Origin of the sequence: Citrobacter sp. CK202 (assembly GCF_030333225.1) — a bacterium.
Classification (GTDB): Bacteria; Pseudomonadota; Gammaproteobacteria; order Enterobacterales; family Enterobacteriaceae; genus Citrobacter_B; species Citrobacter_B koseri.
This window is the reverse complement of sequence record NZ_JAOWGI010000029.1, coordinates 369,194-388,261: the sequence shown is the minus strand read 5'-3', so window position 1 is coordinate 388,261 and position 19,068 is coordinate 369,194. Positions and strand designations below refer to the sequence as shown.

Below are 19,068 nucleotides of genomic sequence, written 5' to 3'. Positions count from 1 at the left end.
GAGGAAGGGATTGATTCGTAAATCGCTTATTGGGGCGAATTATCGCCGTTAATTCATACGGGTTCAAGTGAGTATAGCATTCTGCCGGATGGCGGCTTCGCCGTATCCGGCCTATATTCGTAGGCCCGGTAAGCGCAGCGCCACCGGGCATCAGCGGCTACTCGTCTTCCAGGTAAGTGTACCCGTACAGCCCCGTCTCAAACTCTTCGAGGAACTGCTGTTGCAGCGCATCGTCCAGACCGGTCTGTTTCACCTGATCGCGGAAGTGGGTCAGCAGCGTGTTCGGATCGAGCTGTACGTATTGCAGCATATCCGCCACGGTGTCCCCTTCGTCAGACAGCTCAACTTCCACGCTGCCATCCGGGAAGACAAACACGTCAACCGCTTCGGTGTCGCCGAACAGGTTGTGCATGTTGCCAAGGATCTCCTGATAGGCGCCGACCATAAAGAAACCGAGCATCGGCGGGTTCTCTGGATCGTACTCCGGCATCGGCATAGTGGTGGCGATGCCGTCACCGTCGATGTAGTGATCGATCGCGCCATCGGAATCACAGGTGATGTCCAGCAGCACCGCGCGACGCTCAGGCACCTGATCCAACCCTTCCAGCGGCAGCACCGGGAACAGTTGATCGATACCCCACGCATCCGGCATTGACTGGAACAGCGAGAAGTTGACGTACATTTTGTCCGCCATACGCTCCTGCAACTCATCGATGATCGGACGATGCGCACGGTTCTGCGGGTCCAGCTGTTTCTGTACTTCGTGGCACATGCTCAGGTAAAGCTGTTCCGCCCAGGCGCGTTCCTGCAAACTGAACGTCCCGGAAGAGTAGCCAATGTGAATGTCGTGCAGGTCCATCTGGCTGTCGTGCAGCCATTCACGCAGCGAGCGACGGGTGCCCGGCTCGTGCATCTCCTGCCAGGTTTCCCACATGCTCTGCAACGCGCGCGGCGCGTCGTCGGCAGGCGCGGTGGGCACGGTATATTCGTTACGCTCCACGCCGATGATGTTCGATACCAGCACGGTATGGTGCGCAGTTACCGCACGGCCAGACTCGGTGATCACCGTTGGGTGCGGCAGACCGTGTTCTTCACACGCGTCGCCAATCGCCCAGATGATGTTGTTAGCGTATTCGTTCAGACCGTAGTTCACGGAGCAATCAGACTGCGAGCGGGTTCCTTCGTAATCCACGCCCAGACCGCCGCCGACGTCGAAACACTGAATGTTGACGCCCAGCTTATGCAATTCAACGTAGAAACGGGCGGATTCGCGCACGCCGGTGGCAATGTCGCGGATATTCGCCATCTGCGAGCCGAGGTGGAAGTGCAGCAGTTGCAGGCTGTCCAGTCGCCCGGCTTCACGCAGGGTTTCAACCAGTTGCAGCACCTGCGTCGCCGCCAGGCCGAATTTGGATTTTTCGCCGCCGGAAGACTGCCATTTACCGGAACCCTGCGAGGCCAGACGCGCACGCACGCCCAGGCGCGGGATCACGTTCAGACGCTCGGCTTCATCCAGCACGATAGCGATTTCTGACATCTTCTCGATGACCAGGTAGACCTTGTGGCCCATCTTTTCGCCGATCAGCGCCAGACGGATGTATTCACGGTCTTTGTAGCCGTTACAGACGATCACGCTGCGGGTCATTCCGGCATGCGCCAGAACCGCCATCAACTCCGCCTTCGAACCGGCTTCCAGCCCCAGCGGTTCGCCGGAGTGAATCAGCGATTCAATCACCCGACGGTGCTGGTTGACCTTGATCGGATAAACGAGGAAGTAGTCGCCGTTATAACCGTAGGATTCACGCGCACGTTTAAACGCCGCGTTAATGGAGCGCAGACGGTGTTGCAGGATCTGCGGGAAGCAGAACAACGCAGGCAGACGCTGGCCTTGCGCTTCGCGAGCTTTCACCAGTTTGGCGAGATCGACGCGCGCCTGAGGGACGTCAGGGTCCGGGCACACGCTGATGTGTCCCAGTTCGTTGACGTCGTAGTAGTTATTGCCCCACCAGGCAATATTGTAAGTACGCAGCATCTTGCTGGCTTCCTGGGAGCTCATTGCAACCTCCTGCATGGAGCGTAGTACACCCTGTTCGCCTGCTGACGAAGGCGAACCCATAGACATGTCGTCAGACATAGCGAACCTCAAATTTTATTAACAAGTGTAAAACAGTTGACTACTATCGCAATCCGTAGACGCGATAACAACCCATAAACAGACGTATTTTCCAGCAGATAGTGCTGACACTCCGCCTGCGCGACCGGTTTCTTTTTCATATCATTGTAAAACACGTAACCGAACTTAAGTATGACGGTTCGGCGAAACCACGAGAAAACTCTTGTTTCAACAAGAGCGCCCTTGTTCAGTCTTCCGTTACCGACCGGCTCTGGAGTCCTGAGAAGCGCCGAGATGGGTATAACATCGGCAGGTATGCAAAGCAGAGATGCAGATTGCGGGGGACATGCGCACACCAGAACGGTGCGACAGATTCAGCAGAATACAACGGTTCATTATCTCGTATCACCTCCACGGCCGCCCCGTAAGACAAGCCTCTAAGCCAAAGCAACGTTTTAGCCCGGCTGGAAGTGGCGACACGAGGAATCCGTCGTGTGCTTTTTAGTATGAGCCGCGCGCCGCGTTTTATACCGACAAGAGGGGAAAAATGCAAAGCATAAATGCGCACATTGCCAGCAGTGTCCTGAAAAATTTCCAGTCGTGTTTTCAACGCAACGAGAGTTGATTCAAAAAAAACTGGAAATCGGGTGAAGAAGTGACCTAAAATAGCCATCCAGATGTTAATCCATCCATACTGATTAACACTCAGACTGCCAGTGTCATCAACCTGCAAGCCTTGGTAGAATCCTCTGCTTTGGCTATTCCACACAACAGTTTGAGCTAACCAAATTCTCCTTAGGTGAAATAAAACATGGCAAAACACCTTTTTACGTCCGAGTCCGTATCAGAAGGGCATCCTGACAAAATTGCTGACCAAATCTCTGATGCCGTGCTGGATGCGATCCTGGAACAGGATCCGAAAGCGCGCGTCGCATGCGAAACCTACGTTAAAACCGGTATGGTTTTAGTTGGCGGTGAGATCACGACCAGCGCATGGGTTGATATCGAAGAGATCACCCGTAACACGGTCCGTGAGATTGGCTATGTGCATTCCGACATGGGCTTTGACGCCAACTCTTGCGCCGTGCTGAGCGCTATCGGCAAACAGTCCCCGGATATCAACCAGGGCGTTGACCGTGCCGATCCGCTGGAACAGGGCGCGGGCGACCAGGGCCTGATGTTCGGTTACGCGACCAATGAAACTGACGTGCTGATGCCAGCGCCGATCACCTACGCGCACCGTCTGGTACAGCGTCAGGCTGAAGTGCGTAAAAACGGCACGCTGCCGTGGTTGCGCCCGGATGCGAAAAGCCAGGTCACTTTCCAGTATGACGACGGCAAAATTGTCGGCATCGACGCGGTAGTGCTGTCTACTCAGCACGCTGAAGAAATTGACCAGAAATCGCTTCAGGAAGCGGTGATGGAAGAGATCATCAAGCCGATCCTGCCGTCAGAATGGCTGAACGCGTCGACGAAATTCTTCATCAACCCAACCGGTCGTTTTGTTATCGGCGGCCCGATGGGCGACTGCGGTCTGACCGGTCGTAAGATTATCGTGGATACCTACGGCGGTATGGCGCGTCACGGCGGTGGCGCATTCTCCGGTAAGGACCCGTCTAAGGTTGACCGTTCCGCAGCCTACGCCGCGCGTTATGTTGCGAAAAACATCGTTGCCGCAGGTCTGGCTGACCGTTGTGAGATTCAGGTTTCTTACGCTATCGGCGTGGCTGAACCAACCTCTATCATGGTTGAAACCTTCGGTACTGAAAAAGTGCCTTCTGAACAGCTGACCCTGCTGGTACGCGAGTTCTTCGACCTGCGTCCGTACGGCCTGATTCAGATGCTGGATCTGCTGCACCCGATCTACAAAGAAACCGCTGCATACGGTCACTTTGGCCGCGAACATTTCCCGTGGGAAAAAACCGACAAAGCGCAGCTGCTGCGTGATGCCGCAGGTCTGAAGTAATTTACTGACGTTGCTTTTTTTAAGGCCAGCCTCGTGCTGGCCTTTTGTATTTGTGCGCGCATCTTTTGCCCGGAGTCGCTTCGCTTGCACGGGCCTACGGGTTCTGTCGTTTTGGCATAGCCGTCACCCGGCGATTAATGAAACCGTTTACCCTCCATTCTATAAGCCACGCGTTGAAAATAATCCTTTTGCATGATCATTTTTCTTCTGACTTTACATTTTTTTCAGTTAAGTCTTAAATGTGCGTATTCACGATACAAACGGCCTCACTTACCTCTATGTTTTCAAAGCATTAATTACTTTCACCATCAAATGTTAGTGTAAACGATTACACTAACGTGATTCGAATCACATATTTTTACGGGCTACTCACCTACCCTTAGCATCAACAAAACTGGCAACCCAACCGGAGGCATCATGCCTGACAATAAAAAACAGGGGCGTTCAAACAAGGCCATGACATTTTTTGTCTGCTTTCTTGCAGCCCTGGCAGGATTACTTTTTGGCCTGGATATCGGCGTTATCGCCGGTGCTTTACCCTTCATCACTGACGAATTCCAGATTACCGCGCACACTCAGGAGTGGGTGGTCAGTTCGATGATGTTCGGCGCCGCCGTCGGTGCCGTCGGCAGCGGCTGGCTCTCCTTCAAATTAGGTCGTAAGAAAAGCCTGATGATCGGCGCGATCCTGTTTGTGGCCGGTTCGCTGTTTTCCGCCGCCGCGCCTAACGTTGAGGTGCTGATCGTTTCCCGCGTGCTGTTAGGCCTGGCCGTTGGCGTCGCGTCCTACACCGCCCCGTTGTACCTGTCTGAGATCGCGCCGGAGAAAATTCGCGGCAGTATGATCTCCATGTACCAGTTGATGATCACCATCGGTATTCTTGGCGCCTATCTGTCTGACACCGCGTTCAGCTACAGCGGCGCATGGCGCTGGATGCTGGGCGTGATCATCATTCCGGCCATTCTGCTGCTGATCGGCGTGTTCTTCCTGCCGGACAGCCCGCGCTGGTTCGCGGCGAAACGTCGCTTTATTGATGCCGAACGCGTACTGCTGCGCCTGCGTGATACCAGCGCAGAAGCCAAACGCGAGCTGGATGAGATCCGTGAAAGTCTGCAAGTAAAACAGAGCGGCTGGGCGCTGTTTAAAGAGAACAGTAACTTCCGTCGCGCGGTGTTCCTCGGGGTGCTTTTGCAGGTGATGCAACAGTTCACCGGGATGAACGTCATCATGTACTACGCGCCGAAAATCTTTGAACTGGCAGGTTATACCAATACCACCGAGCAGATGTGGGGCACCGTTATCGTTGGCCTGACGAACGTGCTGGCCACCTTTATCGCTATCGGCCTGGTAGACCGCTGGGGGCGTAAACCAACGCTGACGCTGGGCTTCCTGGTCATGGCTATCGGCATGGGCACTCTCGGCACCATGATGCATATCGGCATTCACTCGCCGTCAGCGCAATACTTCGCTATCGCCATGTTGCTGATGTTTATCATCGGGTTCGCGATGAGCGCCGGCCCACTGATTTGGGTACTGTGCTCTGAAATTCAGCCGCTGAAAGGCCGCGATTTCGGTATCACCTGCTCTACCGCCACCAACTGGATCGCCAATATGATCGTCGGCGCAACGTTCCTGACCATGCTCAACACGCTGGGCAACGCAAACACCTTCTGGGTCTATGCCGGTCTGAACCTGTTCTTCATCATCCTGACCATCTGGCTGGTTCCTGAAACCAAACACGTCTCTCTGGAACACATTGAACGTAACCTGATGAAAGGCCGTAAGCTGCGCGAAATCGGCGCTCACGACTAACGCTGATAATTAGCGGTAAGTGCCCGATGGCGCAAGCTTATCGGGCCTACTGCCCTCAGTTGAACGCAGACCGGTTTGTCGGCCGCCATCCGGCAAAACTTAGCGGGGTGAAGCGTCCCTCTTGCAGTCTCCATCACCTCCCATTATCCTCTGTCGTTATGAAAACCTCCCGTCTCCCTATCGCTGTCCAGCAAGCCGTTATGCGCAGCCTGCGGGAAAAACTCGCCCAGGCCAATCTCAAACTGGAACGTCATTACCCGGAACCCAGGCTGGTTTATCAACAACGTGGAACTGCCGCGGGAACTGCATGGCTACAAACCTACGAAATCCGTCTCAATCCTGTGCTATTGATGGAAAACGTCGACGCGTTCGTTAATGAAGTGGTGCCCCATGAACTGGCGCATTTGCTGGTCTGGAAACATTTTGGCCGGGTTGCGCCGCACGGCAAAGAGTGGAAATGGATGATGGAAAGCGTACTGGGCGTCCCTGCCAGACGCACGCATCAGTTTGAACTGCAATCCGTTCGCCGCAATACCTTTACCTACCGCTGTAAATGCCAGCAGCATCAGCTCACCGTGCGCCGCCATAATCGCATCGTGCGCGGTGAAGCCACCTACCGCTGCGTTCACTGCGGCGAACCGCTTGTTGCTGAATAATCGCCAGAATAATCAGGAACTTTTCTGATCTGCCTGATTGCATACAAGAACAACTTTCGCTACGTTGCGGGCTCGTTTTGACACGGAGTTCGTGATGTACCGTAATTTCTCTTTTGCCGCAGCGTTGTTGGCGATGATGCTCTCAGGGCAGGTGCTGGCTACAGGCATCAACAGTTTTTCTCAGGCCAAAACCGCCGGGGTAAAAGTCAATGCCGATGTTCCCGGCGATTTCTACTGCGGGTGTAAAATTAACTGGCAGGGTAAAAAAGGCGTTGTGGACCTCGCCTCCTGCGGCTATAAAGTCCGAAAAAATGAAAACCGCGCCAGCCGCATTGAATGGGAACACGTCGTACCCGCCTGGCAGTTCGGCCACCAGCGTCAGTGCTGGCAGGACGGCGGGCGAAAAAACTGTGCGAAAGATCCTGTCTACCGCAAGATGGAGAGCGACATGCACAATCTGCAACCCGCCGTCGGCGAGGTGAATGGCGATCGCGGCAACTTCATGTACAGCCAGTGGAATGGCGGCGAAGGTCAGTACGGCCAGTGCGCCATGAAGGTCAATTTCAAGGAAAAAATCGCCGAACCGCCTGCTCGCGCCCGTGGTGCGATCGCCCGTACCTACTTTTATATGCGCGACCAGTACAATCTGACGCTCTCCCGTCAGCAAACGCAGCTTTTCAACGCCTGGAACAAGCTGTATCCGGTCACGGACTGGGAGTGCGAGCGCGACGAACGCATCGCCAGGGTACAAGGGAACCACAATCCATACGTGCAACGCGCTTGCCAGGCGCAAAAGAGCTAACCTACACTAGCGGGAATATTTTTAACCCTGCCCCACGCGATCAGATGGCGTGGGGAGATGACGCGGATTTTTCTATTATGCGCATTCCCCGCATTTATCACCCTGAACCCATCACATCCGGCAGCCAGTTCTCCCTGTGTGAAGACGCCGCCAACCATATCGGACGCGTGCTGCGTATGGGGCCAGGCCAGGCGCTCCAGCTGTTTGACGGCAGCAATCAGGTGTTTGACGCCGAGATAACCAACGCCAGCAAAAAAAGCGTCGATGTAAAAGTGCTCAGCGCCACCCTCGACGATCGTGAATCCCCACTGCATATTCACCTCGGCCAGGTGATGTCGCGCGGCGAAAAAATGGAATTCACTATCCAGAAATCGATCGAACTGGGTGTAAGCCTCATTACGCCACTTTTTTCTGAGCGCTGCGGCGTTAAACTGGACAGCGAACGTCTGAACAAGAAGCGCCAGCAGTGGCAAAAAATCGCTATTGCCGCCTGCGAACAGTGTGGTCGTAACCGGGTGCCGGAAATTCGCCCGGCAATGGATCTGGAAGCCTGGTGCGCCGAGCAGGACGAGGGGCTGAAACTGAACCTTCACCCGCGCGCCAGCGCCAGTATCAACACCCTGCCGCTCCCCGTGGAGCGCGTACGCCTGTTGATTGGCCCGGAAGGCGGTTTGTCGGCAGATGAAATCACCATGACCGCCCGCTACCAGTTTACTGATATCCTGTTAGGACCTCGCGTTCTGCGTACTGAGACAACTGCGCTCACCGCCATTACCGCGCTACAGGTGCGTTTTGGCGATCTGGGCTAACGGAGAAGAACAATGATCAAGCTCGGCATCGTGATGGACCCCATCGCAAGCATCAACATCAAGAAAGATTCCAGCTTCGCTATGCTGCTGGAAGCACAACGTCGTGGCTACGAACTTCATTACATGGAGATGGCCGATCTGTATTTGATCAACGGTGAGGCTCGCGCCCGCACGCGTACCCTGAGCGTAGAGCAGAACTATGACAACTGGTATACGTTCAACGACGAGCAGGATCTGCCGCTGGCCGATCTGGATGTCATCCTGATGCGTAAAGATCCGCCGTTCGATACCGAATTTATCTACGCCACTTATATTCTGGAGCGCGCGGAAGAGAAAGGCGCGCTGATCGTCAATAAGCCCCAGAGCCTGCGCGACTGCAACGAAAAACTGTTCACCGCCTGGTTCTCCGACCTGACGCCGGAAACACTGGTCACGCGCAACAAAGCGCAGCTGAAAGCCTTCTGGCAGAAGCACAGCGACATCATTCTCAAGCCGCTGGACGGCATGGGCGGCGCGTCTATCTTCCGCGTCAAGGAAGGCGACCCCAACCTCGGCGTGATCGCCGAAACGCTGACCGAGCATGGCACCCGCTATTGCATGGCGCAGAACTACCTGCCTGCCATTAAAGACGGCGACAAACGCGTGCTGGTTGTTGACGGCGAACCCGTTCCGTACTGCCTGGCGCGGATTCCGCAGGGCGGCGAGACCCGTGGCAACCTGGCGGCCGGTGGTCGCGGCGAACCGCGCCCGCTTACCGACAGCGACTGGGAAATCGCCCGCCGCATTGGCCCAACCCTGAAAGCGAAAGGGCTGATTTTTGTGGGTCTGGATATCATCGGCGATCGTCTGACGGAAATTAACGTCACCAGCCCAACCTGTATTCGTGAAATTGAAGCGGAGTTCCCGGTTTCGATTACCGGAATGCTGATGGATGCCATTGAGGCGCGTTTGCAGAAGTAAATTAGTTGCCGGATGACGACGCCTTCGCGTCTTATCCGGCCTGGAATTTCACCCCACAGGCCGGATAAGACGAAACTGCCATCCAGCAAAGCTATTTTCAGAGGGTGACATCTTCGCGCTTTCCCCACATACTGGACGCTGTTGCTTTTTTGAACCCGGATACAGAACCTCTGACAATGAATTTACAGCATCACTTTCTTATTGCCATGCCTGCTCTCCAGGACCCAATTTTCCGCCGCTCCGTGGTGTACATTTGCGAACACAATGAAGATGGCGCAATGGGGATTATCATTAATAAGCCTCTGGAAAATCTACAGATTGAAGGGATTCTGGAAAAACTGAAGATTACGCCTGAACCGCGCGATCCGGCGATTCGTCTGGATAAAGCCGTAATGCTCGGCGGGCCGCTGGCGGAAGATCGGGGATTTATTTTACATACTCCGCCCTCCCGCTTTTCGTCCAGTATTCGCATTTCTGACAATACGGTGATCACCACGTCCCGCGACGTGCTGGAGACGTTAGGCACACCGGAGCAACCCTCTGAGGTGCTGGTGGCGCTGGGTTATTCATCATGGGATAAAGGTCAACTGGAGCAAGAGCTGATGGATAATGCCTGGCTCACGGCCCCTGCCGATCTCAATATTCTGTTCAAAACGCCGATTGCCGACCGTTGGCGAGACGCGGCCAAATTAATCGGAATTGATATTCTGACCATGCCTGGTGTGGCGGGGCATGCCTGATGAGCGGAACCTTACTCGCATTTGATTTCGGCACCAAAAGTATCGGCGTAGCGATAGGACAGCGCATCACCGGCACCGCCCGCGCGCTGCCAGCGATAAAAGCGCAGGACGGAACGCCAGACTGGAGCATTATCGAGCGTTTGCTGAAAGAGTGGCAGCCGGATGAAATTATTGTCGGGCTACCGCTCAATATGGATGGCACAGAGCAGCCCCTCACCGCTCGCGCCCGCAAGTTCGCCAACCGCATTCATGGCCGTTTTGGCGTGCCGGTTACGCTGCATGACGAACGCCTCAGCACCGTAGAAGCGCGCTCTGGCCTGTTTGAACAGGGCGGTTATCGCGCACTCAACAAAGGCAAAGTGGATTCCGCCTCGGCCGTCATCATCCTCGAAAGCTATTTCGAGCAGGGTTACTGAAGCGAATTGCCTGATGGCGCTTCGCTTATCAGGCCTACAAACTACGGGCACGCGTGTAGGCCGGATAAGGCCATCGGCCGCCATCCGGCACAACCGTTCGCTAAAGCCTGCCCTGCGCCTGCCGCTGTTGCAGACTCTGGGCAAACGTCTGCATCCCCGCCTGCTGGCTGGTCTGAATAACGCCGGGCAACTGGTGAATTTTCCCCTCCCGAATAAGATTGCCAACCGCTGGCGTGTTGATGAGCAGTTCGAATAACGCCACGCGTCCGTCCTGCCTGTCGGTTTCCAGCTTCTGCGACAACACGGCGCGCAGGCTGCCTGCAAGTTGACTGCGTACCGGATCTTTCTCCTGCGCCGGAAAGGAGTCGACCAGCCGCTCTACCGCCTGTGCCGCGCCGCGCGTATGTAGCGTCGCCAATACCAGATGCCCCGTTTCCGCCGCCGTCAGCGCCAGGCGAATAGTCTCGCTGTCGCGCAGTTCGCCTAATAAAATCACATCCGGGTCTTCACGCAGCGCAGCGCGTAACCCGGCGGCAAAGGAGCGGCAGTGTACGCCAACCTCCCGCTGCTGAATCAGGCAGCGCTGGCTGGTATGGCGGTACTCAATAGGATCTTCCAGCGTCAGAATATGACCATCGAGATGCTGGTTGAGGTATTCCACCATTGCCGCCAGCGTGGTGGATTTCCCGCTTCCCGTCGCCCCGGTCACCAGAATCAGTCCGTTCTCGCCGCCAAGGAGCGCGGGTAGCGCGGCAGGCGTCTGGAGCGCGTCCAGTTGCGGGCACGTAGTGGGCAGCAACCGCAGCGCCAGCGATGCGCCCTGCTCGTGATGAAAAGCGCTGGCGCGTAACCGCAGTTCGCCCGGCAGCGACACCGCAAAATCGAGCTGACCATCCGCCTGCCACGCCCGGCGCTGCGCGTCGTTAAGCCATTGTGACAGCAAAACCTCGACATTCGGGCTGCTAAACGGGGCTATTTCCACTTTTCCCCGTTTACGCCAGCGCGCAGGCCATGCGTTGCACAGGTGTAGATCCGAGACGTTATGCTTTACACTAAGGGCCACTATTTCTTCCATATCCATACGAACATCCTCGGAAAATGAACGATATCGCGCATAACCTGGCACATGTCCGGGACAAAATCTCAGCCGCCGCGACGCGTTGCGGGCGGTCTTCAGAAGAAGTTACGCTGCTTGCAGTGAGTAAAACCAAGCCTGCGAGCGCCATCGCAGAAGCCATCGCGGTCGGGCAGCGGGCGTTTGGCGAAAACTATGTTCAGGAAGGGGTAGAGAAAATTCGCCACTTCAAAGAAAGCGGCGTCGAAGGGTTGCAATGGCACTTTATTGGCCCCTTGCAGTCCAACAAAAGTCGTCTGGTGGCAGAACATTTTGACTGGTGCCATACGATCGATCGTCTGCGTATCGCCGACCGTCTGAGCGAACAGCGCCCGGCAGGTCTGCCGCCGCTGAACGTGCTGATTCAAATTAATATCAGCGATGAGAACAGCAAGTCCGGGATTCCGCTTACGGAACTGGACGCTCTGGCGGCAAGCGTGGTTGAGCTTCCCGGTATCAGGCTGCGCGGACTGATGGCGATCCCCGCCCCTGAGTCAGATTATGTAAGGCAGTTTGAAGTTGCACGCCAAATGGCTGTAGCATTTGCCGGGCTGAAAACGCGCTATCCTGGCGTTGATACCCTTTCTCTGGGTATGTCGGATGATATGGACGCCGCAATTGCGGCAGGTAGCACGATGGTGCGCATCGGCACCGCTATTTTTGGTGCGCGTGATTACACAAAAAATTAAGGAAAACTGAGGAACGCCATGAAGACGTTGACCTTCCTGCTCTCAACGGTAATTGAACTGTATACCATGGTGCTATTGTTGCGCGTATGGATGCAGTGGGCTCGCTGTGATTTTTACAACCCTTTCTCACAATTTGTGGTGAAAGCGACTCAACCCATTATCGGGCCGCTGCGTCGTATTATTCCGCCAATGGGGCCGATTGATAGCGCCTCCATGCTGTTGGCATTTATTCTGAGCTTTATCAAAGCGATAGTGCTTTTCATGGTCGTGACGTTCCAGCCGATTATCTGGATCGCCGCCATACTTATCGTCCTGAAAACCATCGGCCTGCTGATTTTCTGGGTACTGCTGGTGATGGCGATCATGAGCTGGGTGAGCCAGGGCCGCAGCCCGATTGAATACGTTCTGCTTCAACTGGCGGACCCTTTGCTGCGCCCGATTCGCCGTCTGCTCCCTTCGATGGGCGGCATCGACTTCTCGCCGATGATCCTGGTTCTGCTGCTGTATGTTATCAACATGGGCATCGCTGAAGTCTTACAGGCGACAGGCAATATGCTGCTGCCGGGGCTGTGGATGGCGCTATGAGTGCCATTACACCCTGCGCTGACGGTCTGATTTTACGGCTCTATATTCAGCCGAAAGCCAGCCGTGACAGTATTGTGGGTTTACATGGCGACGAAGTGAAAGTCGCCATTACCGCCCCGCCGGTTGATGGCCAGGCCAACAGCCATCTGGTGAAGTTTCTTGGCAAACAATTCCGCGTGGCGAAAAGCCAGGTCGTCATTGAAAAGGGCGAACTGGGCCGCCACAAACAGGTTAAAATCATTCATCCGCAACAGATCCCGCCAGAAATCGCGGCGTTAACTGATTAGGTATCCTATGCAAAAAGTTGTCCTCGCTACCGGCAATGCCGGTAAAGTGCGTGAGCTTGCCTCACTGTTGAGCGATTTTGGGCTTGATGTCATCGCGCAAACCGAACTGGGCGTTGACTCAGCCGAAGAGACCGGTCTGACGTTCATCGAAAATGCGATCCTGAAAGCGCGTCATGCCGCAAAAGCTACCGGTCTGCCCGCCATTGCCGACGACTCCGGCCTGGCCGTTGATGCGCTGGGCGGCGCGCCGGGTATTTACTCCGCCCGTTATTCCGGCGAAGACGCCACCGATCAGCGTAACCTGGAAAAACTGCTGCATACCCTGCGGGAGGTGCCGGATGAGAAGCGCCAGGCGCGCTTCCACTGCGTGCTGGTCTACATGCGCCATGCAGAAGACCCGACGCCGCTGGTGTGCCACGGAAGCTGGCCAGGAATGATTACCCGCGAAGCGGCGGGCAATGGCGGTTTCGGCTATGACCCTATTTTCTTTGTTCCGTCGGAAGGTAAAACGGCAGCTGAGTTAACCCGTGAAGAAAAAAGCGCGATCTCCCACCGTGGGCAGGCGCTGAAGCTGCTGCTGGACGCCTTACGCAATGGTTAAGCTGCCGCCGCTGAGTCTTTATATTCACATCCCGTGGTGCGTACAGAAATGCCCGTACTGCGATTTCAACTCGCATGCGCTGAAAGGCGAAGTGCCGCACGACGATTATGTTCAGCACCTGCTGAGCGATCTCGATACCAACGTGGCATATGCGCAGGGGCGCGAAGTAAAGACCATTTTTATTGGCGGCGGTACGCCGAGTCTGCTCTCAGGCCCGGCAATGCAAACGCTGCTGGACGGCGTGCGGGCGCGCCTGCCGCTGGCGGCGGATGCAGAAATCACGATGGAGGCGAATCCGGGGACGGTAGAAGCCGACCGTTTCGTTGATTACCAACGCGCCGGGGTAAACCGTATCTCCATCGGCGTGCAGAGTTTTAGTGAGCCGAAGCTAAAACGCCTCGGGCGCATTCACGGCCCGGAAGAGGCGAAGCGGGCAGCGAATCTGGCAAGCGGTCTGGGGCTGCGCAGCTTCAACCTGGACCTGATGCACGGCCTGCCGGATCAGACGCTGGAAGAGGCGCTGGGCGACCTGCGCCAGGCTATCGCGCTCAATCCGCCGCATCTGTCGTGGTATCAGTTGACTATCGAACCTAACACGCTGTTCGGCTCACGCCCGCCGGTATTGCCAGACGATGACGCGCTGTGGGATATCTTCGAGCAAGGCCACCAGTTGCTGACGGCGGCAGGTTATCAGCAGTACGAAACCTCCGCGTATGCCAGGCCGGGTTATCAGTGTCAGCACAATCTGAACTACTGGCGCTTTGGCGATTACCTCGGAATTGGCTGCGGCGCACACGGTAAAGTGACCTTCCCGGACGGGCGCATCCTGCGTACCACTAAAACGCGTCACCCGCGCGGTTATATGCAGGGGCGCTATCTGGAAAGCCAGCGTGATGTCGAACAGGCCGACAAGCCGTTTGAGTTCTTTATGAACCGTTTTCGGTTACTGGAAGCGGCTCCCCGGGCAGAGTTTACGCAGTATACCGGGCTTGCCGAAGCGGTAATTCGTGAGCAGCTCGACGAGGCCATCGCCCAGGGGTATCTCACCGAATACGAGCAGCACTGGCAGATTACCCAACACGGCAAGCTGTTTTTAAACTCCCTGCTGGAGCTGTTTCTGGCGGAGTGATGGCGGGTGAAGATGTAGGCCGGATAAGGCCTTGAGCCGCCATCCGGCAAATTGCCTGATGGCGCTGCGCTTATCAGGCCTACAGGGTTAGGGCGATAAGCGCAGCCACCTTCACCGATTAATACTGATTAAACATCGTCTGGATCTGTTGCGGATCTTTGGTTTGCGTCAGCGCCAGTTGCAACAGCACGCGCGCTTTTTGCGGGTTCAACGAACCGGAAGCGACAAACCCGTATTTCGCGTCATCGACTTCAGCATCCTGCGTGGTGGCGCCAGTCGGTACACGAGAAGAACGCACGACAACCGTACCTTTATGCGCAGCAGTCGCCAGCGTATCGAAAACCGTTTTGTACAGGTTGCCGTTACCCACGCCCGCGCTCACAATCCCTTCGTAACCCGCATCCACCAGCGCTTTCGCAGGCAGATCGGACGCATTCGCGTAGTTATAAATAATCCCGACTTTCGGCAGCTCAGTCAGCTTAGAAACGTCAAACGGCGTGGAAGTGGTGTGCTTGCGCGCTGGCGTACGCTGATAATCAATTTTACCGTTGTGAATGTAGCCCAGCGGCCCGTAATTCACAGACTTGAAGGTGGCGACATCGGTGGTATTGGTCTTGGTAACGTCACGGCCGTCCAGCACAGTGTCGTTCATCACCACCAGTACGCCGCGACTCGCGGACGCTTTATCCGCCGCAGTGACCACGGCGTTATAGAGGTTGAACGGGCCGTCGGCGCTCATTGACGTGGACGGACGCATCGCCCCGACCAGCACTACCGGTTTATTACACTTGACGGTCAGGTCGAGGAAATAAGCCGTCTCTTCCATCGTATCGGTACCGTGGGTGATCACGAAGCCGTCGGTGTTATCGCAGTCGGTGTTGATTTTCTTCGCCAGCGTTAACCAGACTTCATCGTTCATATCCTGCGAACCGATATTGACGACCTGCTCACCTTTTACAACTGCGATATCCTTTAACTGAGGCACCGCGTCCACCAGGCTTTCGACGCCAACTTTACCCGCCGTATAATTTGATTTTGTCGCGGAGTCACCGCCACCGGCAATGGTTCCCCCGGTCGCCAGAATAGTGACATTCGGCAAAGCCAGCGCCGCGCCGCTGCAACCCATTACCAGAGCGGCGAGTACCGTTTTCCTGAAAAACTCCATGTTATTTCTCCAGTTACGTGAATTTGACGCATTATCCCAATGTCGAAGATGAATAATGTGACGTCTTCCAATTAACCAGATAAATATCTTTTTACGTTTGTGGTTTTTAGAGATGGATATCAAAACGGCGGGGTATGACAACATAAAACGGCACAGCAGGCGCTGTGCCATAGACAAGAGTTTTATTTCAGGCTGCTCACCAGCGCTTTGCGGCTGTCTTCCAGCGTCACAACGCGACTGCACACATCTTTGCCGAACTGCTGGAAGTCTTTTTCCTGATTCTTCCATTCGTTCTGAATCGACGTTTGCAGACCACCGAGGCTACCCAGCACGCCCTGCAACGGATTACCGCCGCCTTTAAGCACCGCTTTCGCGCCCATTTCGTTAATGCTGTCCTGCAAAATGCCGCCCATCGCCTGATTCACCAGTTGCTGGCCGTCGGCGCGCACCTGATCAATCGCCTTGTAGTGGAAGGTCAGGCCGTCAGTACGATGCTCAATGATGCGGTTCATCTGCTCTTTCAGTTGCGCATCAAGTTTGGTCAATCGACCACGCATATTGCTGCTTTCGCCCACTTCCTGCGCGATGATTTTATCCAGCGCCACGCGGCCTTTCTCGACGCGGCTTCTGGCGCCCTCATCGATCCACGGCAGCGCGCTGCGCAATTCCGCCTGGTAATCTTTCGCCTGTTCGCGCTGCGCAGCGCTAAGGGTGTACTGTTTGCCGTTAAACATCACATTGCCGTCCGGCGCGATCACCAGGTTGCCGTTTTCGCCTTTTACCTGAACCGTTTGCGGGCTAAGAATCACATCGTCACGCGGAGTGACGCTGCATTGATAATCTGCGTGTGCGGCCATCGCCGTCAACGAAAGAACTGCCGCCAGCAGCGTTTTGCGCATCATAACTTACCCTCAAGACAAATCGGGCCAGCAAATGCTGGCCCCGTATGCTTTATTAGTCCCACCAAACGTCGAAAAGTTCGCTGGTGCGCACGTCTTCAAGTTTGTGTTCTTCCAGCCACTTACGCACAATCGCCTGATGTTCTTCGGTGCATTTGCCGATTTCCTGCATGCAGATCAGCCCTTCCCAGGACAGATAACCGCTGCCGTCAAACGCCAGTTTATTTGGCTCAATAACGTCATTGATAAAGTCATCGACAATTTTATCAACCTGCTCTTCAGAAGTGCCCTCCGGGAAACGCCATGCAACCGAAAACCCTAATTCCTGGAATTCGTCGATATGCATTTTTTTACGCAGACGACGACTACGGTTCTTTGCCATTATTTCACCCTCTCGAACATTAAGTCCCATACGCCGTGGCCAAGACGATGACCACGTTGTTCAAATTTGGTTACCGGGCGCGATTCCGGGCGCGGTACATAATCGTTACTCTCTGACAGGTTTTTATACCCGTCGATGGAGGACATCACTTCCAGCATATGCTCCGCATAGGCTTCCCAGTCGGTCGCCATATGGAACACACCGCCCAGCTTCAGTTTGCTTTTCACCAGTTCGGCGAACGGAACCTGAACGATACGGCGTTTATTATGACGCGCTTTATGCCACGGGTCAGGGAAAAAGAGCTGAACCATCGATAAAGAATTGTCAGGAATCATTTTATGCAGCACTTCAACCGCGTCATGACACATCACACGCAGGTTCCCGACGCCTTCTTCGTGCGCAGACGCCAGACATGCGCCAACGCCAGGCGAATGCACTTCAATACCGAGGAAATTTTGTTCCGGGCGGGCTTTCGCCATCGCGACCAGCGAGGCGCCCATACCAAAACCAATCTCAAGCGTAACCGGCGCGTCGCGGCCAAACAGCGTGGCGAAATCCACCGGTTCTTCGCTGAATTCAACGCCCATCACCGGCCAGTAGTTTTCCAGCGCGTGTTCCTGCCCTTTCGTCAGTCGCCCCTGGCGACGAACAAAGCTACGAATTCGGCGCAACGGGCGGCCGTTTTCATCAAATTCCGGTGAAATGACGTCGTTCTTCATAAAAGTTAAGTCTGCTTGTGATTGAGTTCCGAAAACGGGCATTATCCAAAGTTAGTTGCCGGATGCAAGTAAAGGAAGAGAGTGATCACAGGAAAGTTCCGGTTTACACCTCGTTGCCTCTGTGCTGCAATCTTGCCCCCAGCAATTTTAAAGCGGTGACCATGCAAGCGTCTCAATTTTCGGCTCAGGTTTTGGGCTGGTACGATAAATACGGGCGGAAAACCCTGCCCTGGCAAATTGACAAGACGCCCTACAAAGTATGGCTCTCGGAAGTGATGTTGCAACAGACGCAGGTTGCGACAGTTATCCCCTATTTCGAACGTTTTATGTCGCACTTTCCAACGGTGACGGATTTAGCCAACGCGCCGCTGGATGAGGTTCTGCATTTGTGGACGGGCCTCGGCTACTACGCCCGCGCGCGCAATCTGCATAAGGCGGCGCAACAGGTGGCGACGCTGCACGGCGGCCGGTTCCCGGAAACGTTCGACGAGGTCGCCGCCCTGCCCGGCGTAGGCCGCTCCACCGCCGGCGCGGTTCTCTCGCTCTCTTTGGATAAACATTTTCCGATTCTCGACGGCAATGTTAAACGCGTGCTGGCACGCTGCTATGCTGTCAGCGGCTGGCCGGGGAAAAAAGAGGTTGAGAAACGGCTGTGGGATCTGAGCGAACAGGTTACGCCTGCCAACGGCGTGGCGCGTTTTAACCAGGCGATGATGGATTTAGGCGCTATGGTGTGTACGCGCTCCAGGCCGAAATGTTCGCTGTGTCCGCTCCAGAATGGCTGCGTTGCCGCCGCGAACGAGAGCTGGTCGCTGTACCCCGGCAAGAAGCCAAAACAGACGCTGCCGGAGCGTACAGGCTATTTTTTGCTGTTGCAGCATAATGACGACGTGTTTCTGGCGCAGCGTCCGCCGAGCGGCTTATGGGGCGGATTATACTGTTTTCCTCAGTTTGAGGATGAAGATGGCTTGCGTCAGTGGCTGGCGCAACGGCATATTCAGGCCGATAATCTCAGTCAACTTAATGCTTTTCGCCACACGTTTAGCCATTTCCACTTAGATATTGTGCCTATGTGGCTTCCCGTGTCTTCATTCACCGAGTGCATGGATGAAGGCAACGCGCTCTGGTATAACTTAGCGCAACCGCCGTCGGTCGGACTGGCGGCCCCCGTGGAGCGTTTGTTACAGCAGTTACGTACCGGCGCGCCGGTTTGAGCACCCCGGT

The 19,068-nt window shown here is 55.4% G+C and carries 22 protein-coding genes; 14 read left to right on the top strand and 8 right to left on the bottom strand.

Annotated elements, in window-relative coordinates; all coding sequences use genetic code 11:
- Positions 1–157: 157 nt before the first annotated feature.
- The 3 genes from speA to yqgG all read right to left on the bottom strand — a co-directional run bounded on the left by speA (position 158) and on the right by yqgG (position 2,509).
- A complete protein-coding gene (gene speA, locus OGX84_RS21625) occupies positions 158–2,134 on the bottom strand; it encodes a biosynthetic arginine decarboxylase (protein WP_024130934.1) in 1,977 nt (658 codons plus the stop codon).
- Positions 2,135–2,142: 8 nt separating this feature from the next.
- Positions 2,143–2,274, bottom strand: a complete 132-nt coding sequence (gene yqgB / locus OGX84_RS21620; RefSeq protein WP_048902450.1) for an acid stress response protein YqgB — start codon at positions 2,272–2,274, stop codon at positions 2,143–2,145.
- Positions 2,275–2,371: 97 nt separating this feature from the next.
- Positions 2,372–2,509 (bottom strand): small protein YqgG, encoded by a 138-nt coding sequence (gene yqgG, locus OGX84_RS21615; protein ID WP_269475138.1) that lies wholly within the window; start codon positions 2,507–2,509, stop codon positions 2,372–2,374.
- Positions 2,510–2,924: 415 nt separating this feature from the next.
- Here yqgG and metK point away from each other — a divergent pair, with 415 nt between their 5' ends.
- The 8 genes from metK (at position 2,925) to ruvX (ending at position 10,274) form a co-directional block, all read left to right on the top strand.
- Complete coding sequence (gene metK, locus OGX84_RS21610) at positions 2,925–4,079, top strand: methionine adenosyltransferase (protein ID WP_012135057.1); 1,155 nt, start codon at positions 2,925–2,927, stop codon at positions 4,077–4,079.
- Positions 4,080–4,496: 417 nt separating this feature from the next.
- On the top strand, positions 4,497–5,891 hold the full coding sequence (gene galP, locus OGX84_RS21605) for a galactose/proton symporter (protein ID WP_012135058.1): 1,395 nt from the start codon (positions 4,497–4,499) through the stop codon (positions 5,889–5,891).
- Between the two features lie 158 nt (positions 5,892–6,049).
- Entirely contained in the window at positions 6,050–6,547 is a 498-nt protein-coding gene (locus OGX84_RS21600; protein ID WP_058668076.1) for a SprT family zinc-dependent metalloprotease, read from the top strand.
- A 94-nt stretch (positions 6,548–6,641) separates the two neighbouring features.
- Positions 6,642–7,349: a deoxyribonuclease I gene (endA, locus tag OGX84_RS21595; RefSeq protein ID WP_012135060.1), complete on the top strand. Its 708-nt coding sequence runs from the start codon at positions 6,642–6,644 to the stop codon at positions 7,347–7,349.
- 77 nt (positions 7,350–7,426) lie between these two features.
- Entirely contained in the window at positions 7,427–8,158 is a 732-nt protein-coding gene (gene rsmE, locus OGX84_RS21590) for a 16S rRNA (uracil(1498)-N(3))-methyltransferase (protein ID WP_112001698.1), read from the top strand.
- A gap of 12 nt (positions 8,159–8,170) precedes the next feature.
- Positions 8,171–9,118: a glutathione synthase gene (gene gshB, locus OGX84_RS21585; protein ID WP_012135062.1), complete on the top strand. Its 948-nt coding sequence runs from the start codon at positions 8,171–8,173 to the stop codon at positions 9,116–9,118.
- A 176-nt stretch (positions 9,119–9,294) separates the two neighbouring features.
- Entirely contained in the window at positions 9,295–9,858 is a 564-nt protein-coding gene (locus OGX84_RS21580; protein ID WP_012135063.1) for a YqgE/AlgH family protein, read from the top strand.
- A complete protein-coding gene (gene ruvX / locus OGX84_RS21575; protein WP_049010779.1) occupies positions 9,858–10,274 on the top strand; it encodes a Holliday junction resolvase RuvX in 417 nt (138 codons plus the stop codon). The genes OGX84_RS21580 and ruvX overlap by 1 nt, the downstream gene beginning before the upstream one ends.
- Positions 10,275–10,374: 100 nt before the next feature.
- Here ruvX and OGX84_RS21570 read toward each other — a convergent pair whose 3' ends face one another.
- On the bottom strand, positions 10,375–11,355 hold the full coding sequence (locus OGX84_RS21570; RefSeq protein ID WP_071257863.1) for a type IV pilus twitching motility protein PilT: 981 nt from the start codon (positions 11,353–11,355) through the stop codon (positions 10,375–10,377).
- Between the two features lie 17 nt (positions 11,356–11,372).
- Between OGX84_RS21570 and OGX84_RS21565 the strand changes: the two genes are divergently transcribed.
- Genes OGX84_RS21565 through hemW form a run of 5 tightly spaced genes read left to right on the top strand, consistent with a single transcriptional unit; the run spans position 11,373 to position 14,679 of the window.
- On the top strand, positions 11,373–12,077 hold the full coding sequence (locus tag OGX84_RS21565) for a YggS family pyridoxal phosphate-dependent enzyme (protein WP_112001564.1): 705 nt from the start codon (positions 11,373–11,375) through the stop codon (positions 12,075–12,077).
- 18 nt (positions 12,078–12,095) lie between these two features.
- Positions 12,096–12,662, top strand: a complete 567-nt coding sequence (locus OGX84_RS21560; RefSeq protein ID WP_012135068.1) for a YggT family protein — start codon at positions 12,096–12,098, stop codon at positions 12,660–12,662.
- A complete protein-coding gene (gene yggU, locus OGX84_RS21555; RefSeq protein ID WP_112001563.1) occupies positions 12,659–12,949 on the top strand; it encodes a DUF167 family protein YggU in 291 nt (96 codons plus the stop codon). The genes OGX84_RS21560 and yggU overlap by 4 nt, the downstream gene beginning before the upstream one ends.
- Before the next feature lie 7 nt (positions 12,950–12,956).
- Complete coding sequence (locus tag OGX84_RS21550; RefSeq protein WP_012135070.1) at positions 12,957–13,550, top strand: XTP/dITP diphosphatase; 594 nt, start codon at positions 12,957–12,959, stop codon at positions 13,548–13,550.
- Positions 13,543–14,679, top strand: coding sequence for a radical SAM family heme chaperone HemW (hemW, locus tag OGX84_RS21545; RefSeq protein ID WP_047461345.1), 1,137 nt, complete (start codon positions 13,543–13,545; stop codon positions 14,677–14,679). The genes OGX84_RS21550 and hemW overlap by 8 nt, the downstream gene beginning before the upstream one ends.
- Before the next feature lie 118 nt (positions 14,680–14,797).
- Here hemW and ansB read toward each other — a convergent pair whose 3' ends face one another.
- The 4 genes from ansB to trmB all read right to left on the bottom strand — a co-directional run bounded on the left by ansB (position 14,798) and on the right by trmB (position 17,844).
- Positions 14,798–15,844 (bottom strand): L-asparaginase 2, encoded by a 1,047-nt coding sequence (gene ansB, locus OGX84_RS21540; RefSeq protein WP_012135072.1) that lies wholly within the window; start codon positions 15,842–15,844, stop codon positions 14,798–14,800.
- 182 nt (positions 15,845–16,026) lie between these two features.
- Positions 16,027–16,746: a YggN family protein gene (locus OGX84_RS21535; RefSeq protein WP_012135073.1), complete on the bottom strand. Its 720-nt coding sequence runs from the start codon at positions 16,744–16,746 to the stop codon at positions 16,027–16,029.
- A gap of 52 nt (positions 16,747–16,798) precedes the next feature.
- Complete coding sequence (locus tag OGX84_RS21530) at positions 16,799–17,125, bottom strand: YggL family protein (RefSeq protein WP_012135074.1); 327 nt, start codon at positions 17,123–17,125, stop codon at positions 16,799–16,801.
- Positions 17,125–17,844, bottom strand: a complete 720-nt coding sequence (gene trmB, locus OGX84_RS21525; protein ID WP_024130937.1) for a tRNA (guanosine(46)-N7)-methyltransferase TrmB — start codon at positions 17,842–17,844, stop codon at positions 17,125–17,127. The genes OGX84_RS21530 and trmB overlap by 1 nt, the downstream gene beginning before the upstream one ends.
- Positions 17,845–18,005: 161 nt before the next feature.
- On the opposite strand from trmB, the gene mutY reads away from it, so the two are divergent.
- A complete protein-coding gene (gene mutY / locus OGX84_RS21520; RefSeq protein WP_071257998.1) occupies positions 18,006–19,058 on the top strand; it encodes an A/G-specific adenine glycosylase in 1,053 nt (350 codons plus the stop codon).
- Positions 19,059–19,068 lie beyond the last annotated feature (10 nt).